This is a genomic window from Streptomyces sp. NPDC002588 (genome assembly GCF_040295925.1).
Classification (GTDB): Bacteria; Actinomycetota; Actinomycetes; order Streptomycetales; family Streptomycetaceae; genus Streptomyces.
Genome location: NZ_JBEOWF010000008.1, coordinates 126,532 through 140,943, shown reverse-complemented (window position 1 = coordinate 140,943; position 14,412 = coordinate 126,532). Strand labels below are relative to the sequence as shown.

General features: G+C 71.9%; 16 protein-coding genes. 11 read left to right on the top strand and 5 right to left on the bottom strand.

Going from position 1 to position 14,412, the window contains the following annotated elements:
* Positions 1-34: 34 nt before the first annotated feature.
* Positions 35-838: a calcium-binding protein gene (locus ABT057_RS11355; protein WP_352342340.1), complete on the top strand. Its 804-nt coding sequence runs from the start codon at positions 35-37 to the stop codon at positions 836-838.
* Positions 839-968: 130 nt separating this feature from the next.
* On the opposite strand, the gene ABT057_RS11350 is transcribed toward ABT057_RS11355, so the two are convergent.
* Positions 969-1,676, bottom strand: a complete 708-nt coding sequence (locus tag ABT057_RS11350) for a PH domain-containing protein (protein WP_352342339.1) — start codon at positions 1,674-1,676, stop codon at positions 969-971.
* A 122-nt stretch (positions 1,677-1,798) separates the two neighbouring features.
* Here ABT057_RS11350 and deoC point away from each other — a divergent pair, with 122 nt between their 5' ends.
* Genes deoC through ABT057_RS11335 form a run of 3 tightly spaced genes read left to right on the top strand, consistent with a single transcriptional unit; the run spans position 1,799 to position 5,153 of the window.
* On the top strand, positions 1,799-2,761 hold the full coding sequence (gene deoC / locus ABT057_RS11345) for a deoxyribose-phosphate aldolase (protein ID WP_352342522.1): 963 nt from the start codon (positions 1,799-1,801) through the stop codon (positions 2,759-2,761).
* Positions 2,762-2,767: 6 nt separating this feature from the next.
* On the top strand, positions 2,768-4,222 hold the full coding sequence (locus tag ABT057_RS11340; protein WP_352342338.1) for an aldehyde dehydrogenase family protein: 1,455 nt from the start codon (positions 2,768-2,770) through the stop codon (positions 4,220-4,222).
* Positions 4,212-5,153, top strand: a complete 942-nt coding sequence (locus ABT057_RS11335) for an aldehyde dehydrogenase family protein (RefSeq protein WP_352342337.1) — start codon at positions 4,212-4,214, stop codon at positions 5,151-5,153. The genes ABT057_RS11340 and ABT057_RS11335 overlap by 11 nt, the downstream gene beginning before the upstream one ends.
* 69 nt (positions 5,154-5,222) lie before the next feature.
* On the opposite strand, the gene ABT057_RS11330 is transcribed toward ABT057_RS11335, so the two are convergent.
* Positions 5,223-5,630: a hypothetical protein gene (locus ABT057_RS11330; protein ID WP_352342336.1), complete on the bottom strand. Its 408-nt coding sequence runs from the start codon at positions 5,628-5,630 to the stop codon at positions 5,223-5,225.
* Between the two features lie 59 nt (positions 5,631-5,689).
* On the opposite strand from ABT057_RS11330, the gene ABT057_RS11325 reads away from it, so the two are divergent.
* Positions 5,690-6,397: a uridine kinase family protein gene (locus tag ABT057_RS11325; protein ID WP_352342335.1), complete on the top strand. Its 708-nt coding sequence runs from the start codon at positions 5,690-5,692 to the stop codon at positions 6,395-6,397.
* Between the two features lie 200 nt (positions 6,398-6,597).
* On the opposite strand, the gene ABT057_RS11320 is transcribed toward ABT057_RS11325, so the two are convergent.
* Complete coding sequence (locus ABT057_RS11320; RefSeq protein ID WP_352342333.1) at positions 6,598-7,341, bottom strand: SigE family RNA polymerase sigma factor; 744 nt, start codon at positions 7,339-7,341, stop codon at positions 6,598-6,600.
* 465 nt (positions 7,342-7,806) lie between these two features.
* Between ABT057_RS11320 and afsQ1 the strand changes: the two genes are divergently transcribed.
* The 5 genes from afsQ1 to ABT057_RS11295 all read left to right on the top strand — a co-directional run bounded on the left by afsQ1 (position 7,807) and on the right by ABT057_RS11295 (position 11,795).
* A complete protein-coding gene (gene afsQ1, locus ABT057_RS11315; protein ID WP_352342332.1) occupies positions 7,807-8,484 on the top strand; it encodes a two-component system response regulator AfsQ1 in 678 nt (225 codons plus the stop codon).
* A complete protein-coding gene (locus ABT057_RS11310; RefSeq protein WP_352342331.1) occupies positions 8,481-10,064 on the top strand; it encodes an ATP-binding protein in 1,584 nt (527 codons plus the stop codon). Before afsQ1 ends, ABT057_RS11310 begins: the two co-directional genes overlap by 4 nt.
* Positions 10,061-10,669 carry a hypothetical protein gene (locus ABT057_RS11305; protein WP_352342330.1) on the top strand — a complete coding sequence of 203 codons (609 nt, stop codon included), beginning with the start codon at positions 10,061-10,063 and terminating at the stop codon, positions 10,667-10,669. The genes ABT057_RS11310 and ABT057_RS11305 overlap by 4 nt, the downstream gene beginning before the upstream one ends.
* A 182-nt stretch (positions 10,670-10,851) precedes the next feature.
* Positions 10,852-11,403, top strand: coding sequence for a VanZ family protein (locus ABT057_RS11300; protein WP_352342328.1), 552 nt, complete (start codon positions 10,852-10,854; stop codon positions 11,401-11,403).
* Between the two features lie 164 nt (positions 11,404-11,567).
* Positions 11,568-11,795: a PspC domain-containing protein gene (locus ABT057_RS11295; protein ID WP_352342327.1), complete on the top strand. Its 228-nt coding sequence runs from the start codon at positions 11,568-11,570 to the stop codon at positions 11,793-11,795.
* Between the two features lie 80 nt (positions 11,796-11,875).
* Here the strand turns inward: ABT057_RS11295 and ABT057_RS11290 are convergent, their stop codons facing one another.
* A complete protein-coding gene (locus ABT057_RS11290; protein ID WP_352342325.1) occupies positions 11,876-12,229 on the bottom strand; it encodes an ATP-binding protein in 354 nt (117 codons plus the stop codon).
* Between the two features lie 139 nt (positions 12,230-12,368).
* Positions 12,369-13,532 (bottom strand): adenosine deaminase, encoded by a 1,164-nt coding sequence (locus tag ABT057_RS11285; RefSeq protein ID WP_352342324.1) that lies wholly within the window; start codon positions 13,530-13,532, stop codon positions 12,369-12,371.
* Between the two features lie 113 nt (positions 13,533-13,645).
* On the opposite strand from ABT057_RS11285, the gene ABT057_RS11280 reads away from it, so the two are divergent.
* Complete coding sequence (locus ABT057_RS11280; RefSeq protein ID WP_352342323.1) at positions 13,646-14,407, top strand: prolyl oligopeptidase family serine peptidase; 762 nt, start codon at positions 13,646-13,648, stop codon at positions 14,405-14,407.
* Positions 14,408-14,412: the final 5 nt, after the last annotated feature.

The following is a 14,412-nucleotide window of genomic DNA, read 5'->3' as shown; positions in this document are numbered from 1 at the left end:
CACAGCTGATTCGGCTGATTCGGCTGAATTGCCGGTGGGTGCCGCCCGCGATCACCCACCGGCCGCGGCGTTGCGCGCCCCCGCACCGCTCAGCCGAAGCGGCCGTTCACGTAGTCCGTGGTGCGGGGGTCCTGGGGGCTGTCGAACATCGCGTCCGTGGGGCCGTGTTCGACGATCGCGCCCGGGGTGCCCTGACGGCGACCCCGTCGTCGTCGGCACCGGCGCGAGAACCGTCACCGTCGAGGTCACCGCGACCGACCCGACCGGCCTCGAGCAGATCGACGCGCGCCTCTACCACGGCTCGTACGAAGCCCCGGACGCCGCCGTCACCCCGGCGGCGGCCTGCGGCGCGACGGCCGACACCGGCACCACCTGCACCCTGACCTTCACTCTCACCCCCGGCACCGCCCCGGCCACCGACGCGCAGGCCGGCGCCTGGAGCGTCAGCGCCTACGCGATCGGCCGGGACGGCGACGCCGAGTTCCTGAACAGCGCGGCCGCCTTCAGCGTCCAGCGCGAGACCCAGGTGTCCATGGCCGCCGCCCCGAAGCGGGTCAGGCGGGGCCGCACCGTCACCGTCACCGGCGCCACGACCGACTCCGCATGGGCGACCGGCACCTCCGTGCCCGGCGCGGCCGGCCGGCCCGTGGAACTCCAGTTCCGCCCGAGGGGCGGCAGCAGGTTCTGCACGGTGAAGACCGTCAGGACGGCCGCCGACGGCACCCTCTCCACCACGGTCCGCGCGTACGACGACGGCTCCTACCGCTGGTCCGCCGCCGGCACCGAGACCACGGCGGCCGCGGTCTCGCCGGACGCCTTCGTGGACGTCACGGGCTGACCCGGAGCAAGTCACGGAGCAAGTCACGGCGGCGCCGGGCATCCCACGGAACGGGAGCCCGGCGCCGGCCGCACACGTCGGACTGAGACATCGGACTGAGACAGCAGTCCCCGGGGCGTCACCCCCAGCCTCACCCCACAGCCAGCAGAATCCCCAGCACCACGGCCCCGGCCGCCGCCGGCCCCAGGATCTCCCAGGCCCACCGCACGGTCACCTCGCCCTGCGCGCCCGGCTCCTTCTCGCGCGATTCCCACAGCTCCCGCAGATCGTCCATGGCCCGGTCGGTCCCGGCCCGGGCCGGTCCCTCCGGCGTCGGCCCGGAGAAACCCCCGAACCCGCCGAACCCCCGACCGCCGACGCCACCCCGGCCGGCGCCGCCGTGCCCGTCCCGCCCCTCGATCCGCCCGGCCGCCGCCCTGGCCTCCCGCCGGGCCGCCGACTTCCGCGCCCGCAGCGAGACCGGGATGGCCCACAGCTGGAACTTCGTCCCGGACGTGGCCAGCACCTCGTTGGTGTAGCCGGACCGCAGCGTCGCGATCTGTCCCCAGGGCAGCACGATCACCCGGAACGGATTGCGCACCCGCAGCCGGTCCTGCCCCGCGTACACGGCGGGCCGCAGGGTGAAGGCCACGGTCAGCGGCACGACGAGGATCAGCAGGGCGAGCGCCAGCCAGGGCGTGCGGCCCTCGCCCGCCACGATCGCGTCGATGCCGAGCCAGCCCGCGAGCGCCAGCATCAGCACGCCGCCGGCGATACCGGCTGACGAGCGGTACACCCGGTCCTCGGCCTCGGGTTCCGGGGGCTGCGGCGCGGGTGACTGGTCTTCCGGGGTCGTCATGCCCCGATTCTGCCCGACGGCCGTCGGCCCGCTCATCCGCGCCCCCCGCCCGCGCGATGAGCACCGATACGTCTCCCGGGCTATACATCCGCTACGCGCGTAGATATGCTCGTCTGGTGACCATGCCCACCAATGCACCCAGTGCGGCCCGCACCCTCTCGGACGTCACCGCGTCCGACAGCTCGCTGCGCCGCTTCCTCCACGGGCTGCCCGGCGTCGACGCGGTCGGCCTGGAGGCGCGCGCCGCCTCGCTCGGCACCCGTTCCATCAAGACGACCGCGAAGGCCTACGCCATCGACCTCGCCATCTCGATGGTCGACCTGACGACGCTGGAAGGCGCGGACACCCCGGGCAAGGTCCGGGCGCTCGGCGCCAAGGCGGTCCTCCCCGACCCCACCGACCGCACCACTCCCACCACGGCCGCGGTCTGCGTCTACCCGGACATGGTGGCCGTCGCCAAACAGGCCGTCGCCGGCTCGGGCGTGAAGGTGGCCTCGGTCGCGACCGCCTTCCCGGCCGGCCGCGCCGCCCTCGCCGTGAAGCTGGCGGACGTGCACGACGCGGTCGCCGCCGGTGCGGACGAGATCGACATGGTCATCGACCGCGGGGCGTTCCTCGCGGGGCACTACCTGAAGGTGTACGACGAGATCGTCGCCGTACGCGAAGCGTGCGGGACGGCTGCCCGGCTGAAGGTCATCTTCGAGACGGGCGAGCTGTCGACGTACGACAACATCCGCCGCGCCAGCTGGCTCGGCATGCTCGCGGGCGCCGACTTCATCAAGACGTCCACCGGCAAGGTCGCCGTCAACGCCACCCCCGCGAACACGCTCCTCATGCTGGAGGCGGTACGGGACTTCCGCGCCCAGACCGGTGTCCAGGTCGGTGTGAAGCCGGCCGGCGGCATCCGCACCTCCAAGGACGCGATCAAGTTCCTGGTTCTGGTCAACGAGACCGCCGGCGAGGACTGGCTGGACAACCACTGGTTCCGCTTCGGTGCCTCCTCGCTCCTGAACGACCTGCTGATGCAGCGTCAGAAGCTGGCCACCGGCCGCTACTCCGGCCCCGACTACGTGACGGTGGACTGAGACCCCATGACCACGGAAAAGCAGACATCGGTGTTCGAATACGCCCCGGCGCCCGAGTCCCGCTCGATCGTCGACATCGCCCCTTCCTACGGCCTCTTCATCGACGGAGAGTTCGTCGAGGCGGCCGACGGCAAGGTCTTCAAGACGGTCAGCCCCAGCACGGAGGAAGTGCTGTCGGAGATCGCGCAGGCCGGCGCCGAGGACGTCGACCGTGCGGTGAAGGCCGCCCGCAAGGCGTTCGGGAAGTGGTCGGCGCTGCCCGGCGCCGAGCGCGCGAAGTACCTGTTCCGCATCGCCCGGATCATCCAGGAGCGCAGCCGCGAGCTCGCCGTCCTGGAGACCCTGGACAACGGCAAGCCCATCAAGGAGACCCGCGACGCGGACCTCCCCCTGGTCGCCGCGCACTTCTTCTACTACGCGGGCTGGGCCGACAAGCTCGGCCACGCCGGCTTCGGGGCCGACCCGAAGCCGCTGGGCGTGGCCGGCCAGGTCATCCCCTGGAACTTCCCGCTCCTGATGCTGGCGTGGAAGATCGCCCCGGCCCTCGCCACCGGCAACACGGTCGTGCTCAAGCCCGCCGAGACGACCCCCCTCTCCGCGCTCTTCTTCGCGGACGTCTGCCGCCAGGCGGGCCTGCCCAGGGGTGTCGTCAACATCCTGCCGGGGTACGGCGACACGGGCGCCGCGCTCGTCGCGCACCCGGACGTGAACAAGGTGGCCTTCACCGGTTCCACGGCCGTCGGCAAGGAGATCGCGAAGACCGTCGCGGGCACCCGCAAGAAGCTCACTCTCGAACTGGGCGGCAAGGGCGCCAACATCGTCTTCGACGACGCGCCGATCGACCAGGCGGTGGAGGGGATCGTCAACGGGATCTTCTTCAACCAGGGTCAGGTCTGCTGCGCGGGCTCCCGCCTGCTGGTCCAGGAGTCGATCGAGGAGGAGCTGCTCGATTCGCTGAAGCGACGGCTCTCCACCCTCCGCCTCGGCGACCCGCTGGACAAGAACACCGACATCGGCGCGATCAACTCCGAGGAGCAGCTCGCCCGGATCACCACGCTGGTGGAACGGGGCGAGGCGGAGGGCGCCGAGCGCTGGTCCCCGGCCTGTGAGCTGCCCGCCGCCGGTTACTGGTTCGCTCCGACGCTCTTCACGAACGTCTCCCAGGCGCACACCGTCGCCCGCGACGAGATCTTCGGCCCGGTCCTGTCGGTCCTCACCTTCCGCACCCCGGACGAGGCGGTCGCCAAGGCCAACAACACGCCGTACGGCCTGTCGGCGGGCGTCTGGACGGAGAAGGGTTCCCGGATCCTCGCGGTGGCGAACAGGCTCCGGGCCGGTGTCGTCTGGTCCAACACGTTCAACAAGTTCGACCCGGCCTCGCCGTTCGGCGGCTACAAGGAGTCGGGCTTCGGCCGCGAGGGCGGCCGTCACGGCCTGGAGGCGTACCTCGATGTCCGATAAGACAGAAAAGATCGAGAAGGCCGAGAAGGCCGAGAAGGCCGAATCGCGCCTGTCGGTCTTCAAGACCTACAAGCTGTACGTCGGCGGGAAGTTCCCGCGTTCCGAGAGCGGCCGGGTGTACGAGGTGACGGACCAGAAGGGCAAGTGGCTGGCGAACGTCCCGCAGTCGAGCCGCAAGGACGCCCGGGACGCCGTGGTGGCCGCCCGCAAGGCGTTCGGCGCCTGGTCGGGCGCGACGGCGTACAACCGCGGCCAGGTCCTCTACCGCGTCGCGGAGATGCTGGAGGGCCGCCGCGAGCAGTTCACCCGTGAGGTCGCCGACGCCGAGGGCCTGTCGAGGTCCAGGGCGGCGGCGGTCGTGGACGCCACCGTCGACCGCTGGGTCTGGTACGCGGGCTGGACCGACAAGATCGCCCAGGTCGTGGGCGGCGGAAACCCGGTCGCGGGCCCGTACTTCAACCTCTCCTCCCCCGAGCCGACGGGCGTGGTCGCGGTCCTGGCCCCCCAGGAGTCGTCGTTCCTCGGCCTGGTCTCGGTCCTCGCCCCGGTGATCGCCACCGGCAACACGGCGGTCGTCGTCGCGAGCGAGAGGTCCCCGCTCCCCGCCCTCTCCCTCGCCGAGGTCCTGGCCACCTCCGACGTCCCCGGCGGAGTCGTCAACGTCCTCTCCGGCCGTACGGCGGAGATCGCGGCGCCCCTGGCCGCGCACCAGGACGTCAACGCGATCGACCTCGCGGGCGCCGGCACCGACGACGTACTGGCGAAGGAACTGGAGGTCGCCGCGGCCGACAACCTCAAGCGCGTCCTTCGTCCACAGCCTGTGGACGACTGGTCGGCGACGCCGGGGACGGACCGTATGACGGCCTTCCTGGAGACCAAGACGGTCTGGCACCCGACGGGCTCCCTGGGCGCGTCCGGCTCCGCGTACTGAGCCGCGCCACGAACGAGCCGCGCCGCCCCTCCGTCCGGGGGCGGCGCGGCTCTCGCACGGAAACGGCGGTCAGCCGCCCAGCAGCTTCGTCGCGTCCCCCACCACCGGGACCGCCCCGACCGACTGCGCCTGCGCCACCGGCCCGGTCAGCATCCGGGAGGTCAGGGGCTGGAAGTCGGCGAGCTGGGTGCCGACGCCGTTGTCGAGGGGGTCGACGCCGGTGCCCGCGAGGGGGTTGGGCTTGAGGTTCGAGACCGTGCCGGTGACGTGGGGCAGCGCGGTCAACGCCCCCTGCACGCCCGCCTGCGGGTCGGCCTGGCCGGCCGAGGCGGGGCCGGTACGCGTCACGTCGACGACGGGTTCGGCGGTCGCCGCCGCGGCGGTCGAGGCGCCCGCCCCGAGCGCCACCGACGCGGTCGCGAGGGCGGCGAGTACGCGCCGGCCGGTGTGAGTGGGGGACGAGTGGTGTCGGGCCATCGCTGCTGCCGCCTTCTGCTGCGCAAGGTAATCAGGTCGACACAAAGGGTAGTTGAGGTGTGACGCGCGCTTCAAAGCCGACCCGCGGGGTCGTACGCGGCCCGCCGGATGCCCCACACTGGTGTCCCGTGACCTCCCATCCGCCCATACCCACGCGAGTCGTGCTGCTCTGCGGCCCTTCCGGCTCCGGCAAGTCCCTCCTCGCGGCCCGCTCCGGCCTGCCGGTCCTGCGACTCGACGACTTCTACAAGGAGGGCACCGACCCCACCCTGCCGCTGGTCGCCGGGAGCTCCGACATCGACTGGGACCACCCCGGCTCGTGGGACGCGGACACGGCGGTCGCCGCCATCGTGGAACTGTGTGCCACGGGCCGTACGGACGTTCCCGTGTACGACATCTCGCTCAGCGCCCGCACCGGCGTGGAGGCGGTCGACGTCGGTCGGACCCCGCTGTTCATCGCGGAGGGCATCTTCGCCGCGGAGATCGTCGAGCGCTGCCGTGAACTGGGCGTGCTGGCCGACGCGCTGTGTCTGAGCCGCGGCCCGGTGACGACGTTCCGGCGGCGGTTCCTGCGCGATCTGAAGGAGGGCCGCAAGTCGGTGCCCTTCCTGCTGCGCCGCGGCTGGCGCCTGATGCGGGCGGAGCGTTCCATCGTGGCCCGGCAGACCGCGCTCGGCGCGCACGCCTGCGACCGCGACGAGGCGATGGGCCGGCTGGCGGCGGCAGCGGCGGGCCGCCGCGCACCCACGGCGCGTACGACCGCGTAACCGCCGTCGACCCGGGACACAAAAAAGCGGGACTGGATGGACCCCCCGGCCCTCCAGTCCCGCTTCCCCCGTTCCCCCGTGCCCCACCCCCCGGTGGTGCTTCCCCGTGCCGCGGTACCGCTTCCCGTACGTCCCCCGTCGGGCCCCCGGGTACCGCTCCCCCGATCACCGGCCGAAGCCGGGTCCTTCCCCCGTCACCTTCAGGCGACAAGCTCGCCGAAGGCGTCCTCCTCGTCACGGCCGAAGCTGAGGACCTGGTCCTCGCGCAGCCGGCGGAGCGACCGCCAGATGCTGGACTTCACCGTGCCGACACTGATGTCGAGGATCTCCGCGATCTCCGGGTCGGTGCGGCCCTCGTAGTAGCGCAGGACCAGCATCGTCCGCTGGAGTTCGGGCAGCCGGGCCAGCGCCTGCCACAGGACCGCGCGCAGCTCGGTGCCGCGCATCGCGTCCGTGTCGCCGGGCGTCTCCGGCAGTTCCTCGGTCGGGTACTCGTTCAGCTTGCGGCGGCGCCACGCGCTGATGTGCAGGTTGGTCATCGTCCGGCGCAGATATCCGCCGACCGCGGCCTTGTCGCTGATCCGGTCCCAGGCCCTGTACGTCGAGAACAGCGCGCTCTGCAGCAGGTCCTCGGCCTCGAAGCGGTCACCGGTGAGGTGGTAGGCGGTGGCGTACAGGGAGGCGCGGCGCTCCTGGACGTAGGCGGTGAACTCCGCCTCGGTCAGCGAGCGACGCTCCCCCGTGTCCTCCCCGTACGCGGCTCCCCCGTGAGCCGCCTGTTCCCCCGTGTCAACCACCGTCATGTACGCGGTGTGCTGACGTCCGGTGCCGCGAGCGCACCCCCGCCCGCTCACGACACCGGACTTCTCGGAACCCCGGCCCCCGTTCACGTCGTGGAGACGCGTGATCACTGCCCTGGTGCTGATGCCGTGCAGCGTGCTCATCTCGCGCCCCCCGTCGTGGACTTCCGGTGTTTCGTTCTTTGCGGTCCTGCCTGTGACCAAAAGACTGCCGGGGTCACTTCATCGCCGTGTCCGCCGACTGTCACAGACCTGTCACAGGGGTCCGTCCTGGTGACACCACAGATCCCTCACAGTCGTCCGGGGTACGGCAGTTGTGCGGGCGTCCGCCCTGGTGACACCCCGCGCCGTCCGACGGCCCCGGCACCGGCGGGCGGGACGCCTCCCGTCCCGCGCGCACCGCCCCGCGGCGCCGAAAGGGTCTCCCTGTGGCGTCCGGGCCGCGGGCCCGGCCGGCGAATCACACCGCGGACGCGGGGTGTGGCACGCGCGTCTCACCCCGCTCACCAGCACCGGAACAGGCACCGTTACCTCTCTGCGACCTGCTCCGCCGGACAGCCCCGCCCCCACAGGTCGAACGACAGCCCACTCATGGGCCAGAATGAGCCCGTGCCTTCCCTGTTGCTGATCGAGGACGACGACGCCATCCGTACGGCCCTGGAGCTCTCACTGACGCGCCAGGGGCACCGGGTGGCGACCGCTGCGAGCGGTGAGGACGGTCTGAAGCTGTTGCGCGAGCAGCGGCCGGATCTGATCGTTCTGGACGTGATGCTGCCCGGCATCGACGGTTTCGAGGTGTGCCGCCGCATCCGGCGCACCGACCAGCTGCCGATCATCCTGCTCACCGCGCGCAGCGACGACATCGACGTCGTCGTCGGACTGGAGTCCGGCGCCGACGACTATGTCGTCAAGCCGGTGCAGGGGCGGGTGCTGGACGCCCGCATCCGGGCCGTGCTGCGCCGCGGGGAGCGCGAGTCGAGCGACGCGGCGACCTTCGGCAGCCTGGTCATCGACCGGGCCGCGATGACGGTCACCAAGAACGGCGAGGACCTCCAGCTGACGCCCACCGAGCTGCGGCTGCTGCTCGAGCTGTCCCGGCGGCCGGGGCAGGCGCTGTCCCGGCAGCAGCTCCTGCGCCTGGTCTGGGAGCACGACTACCTCGGTGACTCGCGGCTGGTGGACGCCTGCGTCCAGCGGCTGCGCGCCAAGGTCGAGGACGTGCCGTCGTCCCCGACGCTGATCCGGACCGTCCGCGGGGTCGGCTACCGCCTGGACGCCCCTCAGTGACACACGAGCAAGGGGGGTACCGCGGCTGGACCGCGGTACGCAAGGGAAAGCTGTCCCGGCTGCGGTTCACCAGTCTGCGTCTGCGGCTCGTCGTCGTCTTCGGAGCGGTGGCCCTGACCGCCGCCGTCTCCGCGTCCGGCATCGCGTACTGGCTCAACCGCGAGGCCGTGCTGACCCGCGTCCAGGGCGCGGTGCTGCGGGACTTCGAGCAGGAGATGCAGAACCGGGCGGGCACGCTGCCCGAGCACCCCTCCCAGGACGAGTTGCAGCACACCGCCGGGCAGATGGCGAACAGCAGCCAGCGCTTCAGCGTGCTGCTGGTGGGCGCGGACGGGAACGGCCGGACCGTGTACGGCAACTCCGGCGGGCTCAACGGCTTCTCGCTGGACGACGTGCCGGGGTCGCTGCGCAAAGCGGTGAACAGACAGCAGGACGTCACGGACGGCAACGAGTCGCCGTACCACCTGTACTGGCAGCGGGTCGTCGACCACGGCAAGCCGTATCTGGTGGCCGGGACGAAGGTGATCGGGGGCGGGCCCACCGGCTACATGCGCAAGTCGCTGGAGCCGGAGGCGAAGGACCTCAACTCGCTGGCCTGGTCGCTGGGTATCGCCACCGGGCTCGCGCTGATCGGCGCCGCGCTGCTCGCCCAGGCCGCCGCCACGACCGTGCTGAAGCCGGTGCACCGGCTGGGCGTCGCGGCGCGACGGCTGGGCGAAGGCCGGCTGGACACCCGGCTGCGGGTGTCGGGAACGGATGAACTCGCCGACCTCTCACGGACGTTCAACCGGACGGCGGAGGCGCTGGAGAAGCGGGTCGACGACATGGCCGCGCGGGACGAGGCGTCCCGGCGGTTCGTCGCCGACATGTCGCACGAACTGCGCACCCCGCTGACCGCGATCACCACCGTCGCGGAGGTGCTGGAGGAGGAGCTCGACGCCGAGTCGGGCAGCATCGATCCGATGATCGAGCCCGCCGTCCGGCTGGTGGTCAGCGAGACCCGGCGGCTGGGCGACCTCGTGGAGAACCTCATGGAGGTCACCCGGTTCGACGCGGGTACGGCGCGGCTGGTGCTCGACGACGTGGACGTCGCCGACCAGATCACCGCCTGCATCGACGCGCGCGCCTGGCTGGACGCGGTCGACCTCGACGCCGAGCGCGGCATCCACGCCCGGCTCGACCCGCGCCGCCTGGACGTGATACTCGCCAACCTCATCGGCAACGCGCTCAAGCACGGCGGTTCCCCGGTACGGGTGTCGGTGCGCGAGTCGGCCGACGAGGTCGTCATAGCCGTGCGCGACCACGGGCCCGGCATCCCCGAGGAGGTGCTGCCGCACGTCTTCGACCGGTTCTACAAGGCGAGCGCCTCCCGGCCGCGCTCCGAGGGCAGCGGGCTCGGGCTGTCCATCGCCCTGGAGAACGCCCATATCCACGGCGGTGAGATCACCGCGGCCAACTCCCCCGACGGCGGCGCGGTGTTCACGCTGCGGGTGCCGCGGGACGCGTCGGAGCTGGCGGAACAGAGCGAGAAGGCCGCGCAGTCCGTGCAGCCCGTGCCGGACGAGGGGGACGCCCGATGAACGTACGCCGTCTGCTCGCGCTCCCCGTCCTCGCCGGGCTGCTCACCGGCTGCGGGATCCGCGCCACCGAGGTACCGACCGACTTCGGGCCGGCGCCGTCCCGGGCGCGCTGCTCCCTCACCGAACCGGACGTGACGACCCAGTCCGGACGCGCGGGCGTGCCGGTGCAGGTGTTCCTGCTGTGCGGTTCCTCGCTGGTGACCGTCGACCGTTCGGTGCGGGTGACGGACGGGGCGGCGGACACCGAGCGGCGCGCGCTGGTGGCGCAGGGTCTGCTCGACCAGCTCGCGCAGTCGCCGTCGGCGGCCGAGAAGGAGGCCGGCTACACCACCGACGTGCGCGGCGGGATCACGGTGGGCGGGCCGGGTGCGAAGGACCCGGACGACGCGCTGCGGCTGAGCGTGTCACCGGAGAGCCTGACCTCGTACGCGCTCGCCCAGCTGGTCTGCACGTTCTCCGACTCGGCGGCGGCCGAGGGCGACGGCTCGGTGATCCTGGGCGGCCCCGGCTCGGATCCGCTGCGCCGCTACGAGTGCACGGACGAGGTCCGCTCCCGCCCGGGCAGCGCCGAACCCCCGTCGTCGACGGTGACGACGGACAGCTGACGGCGGACCGCACACGGCCCGCGAGCGAGTGTGGCGGACGACTCACGGCGGGCCCTCAGGCGGCCGTCGACGCAGGTCACCGCCGCCGCCCGGGCGCCGTTGCGTGGGTGGGGCACGGGAATCGCGGGGATGCCGGACGGGCAGCCGGAACCGATCGTGCCGAGAGGTGCGTCTAGGGGGTCGTGCAGCGTCAAGGCTCCGTCGGCGGCAGCGCCGCGATCCGTCTCCGTGCGACCGGGGTTGTCCTCCTGGTGGCACACCTCGTGTTCGTGGCCTGGGTCACGCTGCGCCCGCGGGACGTGCCCTGGGTACTGCCCACCAACCTGCATCCGTTCGCCGGGATCCGCGCCGACCTGAGGCTCGGCTGGCCGGAGGCCGCCCGGCGGATCGGTGCCGGACTGGGTCTGCTCGCCCCGCTGGGCCTGCTGCTGCCGCTGGTGCACGGCCGGCTCCGGGTCTCCCCGCTCGTCTCCCTGATCCGTACGGTCGCGGCGGGCGCGCTGCTGTCGCTGGCGATCGAGCTGCTGCAGACCGGCGTGCCCGGTCAGGTCGTGGACGTCGACTCACTGCTGCTGAACACCACGGGCGTGGCCCTCGCGCACGCCGCGGTGGTACCGGCGGCCCGGGCGTGGCTGCGCCGCAGGGGCGAACGCCGGGGGCACGCGGCCGCCCGTCAGGAGGAGGCGGCTCAGGGTCGGACCCCGAGGATTCCCAGGGTCGGGATCGCTCCGTAGGGCAAGGATTCTCGGGGTCGGGATAGCTCCGTGGAGTGACGCTTCGTCCGTTTCGTCTCCGTAGCGTTGAAGGCAGATGGAGGCAGCCGCAGGGGCCGCCTCGCTCCCCCGCTCTCGGCCTCGCCCGAGCGGGAGGGACCTCATCGCTCACCAAGGAGCCGTAGATGTCCAGTCTCGCCCGCCCCACCAACGGCCGCATGATCGGCGGAGTGTGCGCCGCGCTGGCCCGCCGCTTCGGCACCTCCGCGACGACCATGCGCGTGATCTTCCTGGTCTCCTGTCTGCTGCCGGGCCCGCAGTTCCTGCTCTACATAGCGCTGTGGATCCTGTTCCCGTCCGAGGACTCCGCGGGATCCTCCGGCTCGACGGACAAGACGCGCGCGGCCTGGTGATCCACGCCCACGCCAAAAGCCGTCGGGGCGCTCCCGGTTCCTCCCAGGCGCGCCCCGACGGCGTTCGTGTCCGTGGTGGCTCAGCCGACCGGCAGCCCGTTGACCGGCAGGCCGTGCGTGGGCAGGCCCTTCAGCGGCAGCCCGCCGAGCAGACCGGCGACCGGCTTGGTCGGGCCCCCCGCGAGCGCCTTCTCGGCGGCCGGCTGCGCGGCGGCCAGGCTGGTGGTGACGGCGGGCTGGGCCTGCGCCAGCGCCTCGGCGGCCCCCGGCAGCGCCGTTGCCACTTTCTCGGCCGGCAGCGTCTTGGTGACCCCGTCCAGGGCCTGCGTGGCGTCCGGGACGGCCGGTGCGGCGTTCGCGGCACCCGCACCGACGGCGGCGATGGCGGCACCGAGGGCGGCGACGCCGAGGGTCTTGGCAGCAGACTGCTTCATGATGAATGCGTCCTCGAATGGGATACGGGGAACCGATCGGTCCATGACCGTAAACACGAAAAGGGGGCCGCCGCAAACATCGAAATGCGGACGGATGGTGAACACCCGCCCGCATTCCATGCCCTCGCACACCCGGCCCTCAGCTCTCCTCCACCACAGAACCGCTGGTGGAAGCGGTCTGCTGGAACAGCCATTCGGATTTCAGCTCGGCATAACCAGGCTTGATCACGTCATTGATCATGGCGAGTCGTTCATCGAAAGGAATGAATGCTGACTTCATAGCATTGACCGAGAACCATTGCAGGTCGTCGAGCGTGTAACCGAACGCGTCGACAAGATGCTCGAATTCCCGGCTCATACTGGTGCCGGACATCAGCCGGTTGTCCGTGTTGACGGTGGCCCGGAAGTGGAGGCGGCGCAGCAGACCGATGGGGTGCTCGGCATAGGAGGAGGCCGCGCCGGTCTGGAGGTTGGAACTGGGGCACAGTTCCAGCGGGATGCGCTTGTCGCGGACGTAGGAGGCGAGCCGGCCGAGCGTCACGCCGCCGTCCTGTGCGACCTCGATGTCGTCGATGATGCGGACCCCGTGCCCGAGCCGGTCGGCTCCGCACCACTGCAGCGCCTGCCAGATGGACGGCAGCCCGAAGGCCTCACCTGCGTGGATGGTGAAGTGGTTGTTCTCCCGCTTCAGGTACTCGAAGGCGTCGAGGTGCCGGGTGGGCGGGAAGCCGGCCTCCGCGCCCGCGATGTCGAAGCCGACGACACCGAGATCCCGGTAGCGGTTGGCGAGTTCGGCGATCTCCAGGGCGCGGGCCGCGTGCCGCATGGCGGTCAGCAGGGCGCCCACGCGGATGCGACGGCCGCCCTGACGTGCCGTCCGCTCCCCTTCCCGGAAGCCCTCGTTGACGGCCTCGACGACCTCCTCGAGGCTCAGGCCGCCCTCGAGGTGCTGCTCGGGGGCGTAGCGCACCTCGGCGTAGACGACCCCGTCCTCGGCCAGGTCCTCGGCGCACTCCCGGGCGACCCGTACGAGCGCCTCCCGGGTCTGCATCACACCGACGGTGTGCGAGAAGGTCTCCAGGTACCGCTCCAGGGAACCGGAGTCGGCGGCCTCCCGGAACCAGACGCCCAGCTTGTCGGCGTCGGTCTCGGGGAGTTGGCCGTACCCGGTCTCCCGGGCGAGGTCGACGATCGTGCCGGGGCGCAGCCCGCCGTCGAGATGGTCGTGCAGCAGAACCTTGGGTGCGCGACGGATCTGGTCCGGACTCGGGGCGCCGCCCGCCTGGATGCTCTGGCTCGTCATTTCCGCACTCTACCTCCTACGCGCGTAGAACGCCCGCTGTACATCTCTGTCGATACGTAACGGTGACCGCCCGTACGGGTGGAGTACACCGCCACTTCTGACACTGTTCTGTCGTGACACACCAAACGACGCCGGTGCGCACGGCCCGGCTGGGGAGGGCGGTCGGCCCGGAGCCGACTGCGGTGAGCGGGGTGGTGCTGCTGCTCCCCGGCGGCGAGGAGGTCTCCGACCGCAGACCCTCCCCCATGTGGGCTGCCGCGTCCGTGCGCGGCCTCGGCCGAAGACTCGCGCGCACGGGCCGGGAAGAAGGGCTGGCCACCCATGTCGTTCACTACCGCTACCGCGGCTGGAACGGCGGCGCGGCGCGTCTGGCGGCGGACGCGGCCTGGGCCGCCGACGAGGCCGTACGGCGGTACGGGGACGTTCCCGTGTGCCTGGCGGGGGTCGGGATGGGCGGACGGGCGGCGCTGCGGGCGGCCGGGCACGAGGCGGTCACCTGCGTCCTCGCACTCGCACCGTGGCTGCCGCAGGACGATGTGGCCGCGCCACCCGAACCGGTGAAGCAGTTGGTGGGGCGGCGCGTGATGGTCGTGCACGGCACACATGACGAGCGCTCCGACCCGGAGTCTTCGTTCCGGCTGGCGGCGCGGGCGAAGAAGGCGAATCGGGACGTGTGCCGGTTCGAAGTGCACACCGACGGCCACGGGTTGCATCAGTACCGGGACGAAGTGCTGGCGCTGGCCGAGGATTTCGTGATGGGGGCGTTGTTCGGGCGGGGGTTCTCCCGCCCGGTCGAGGACGCGCTCGCGGCTCCGCCGCCACTGGGGCTGCGGATGCCGCTGGCCGCGGGGTTCGGCAAGTCGTTGCGCCGCTGACTCCG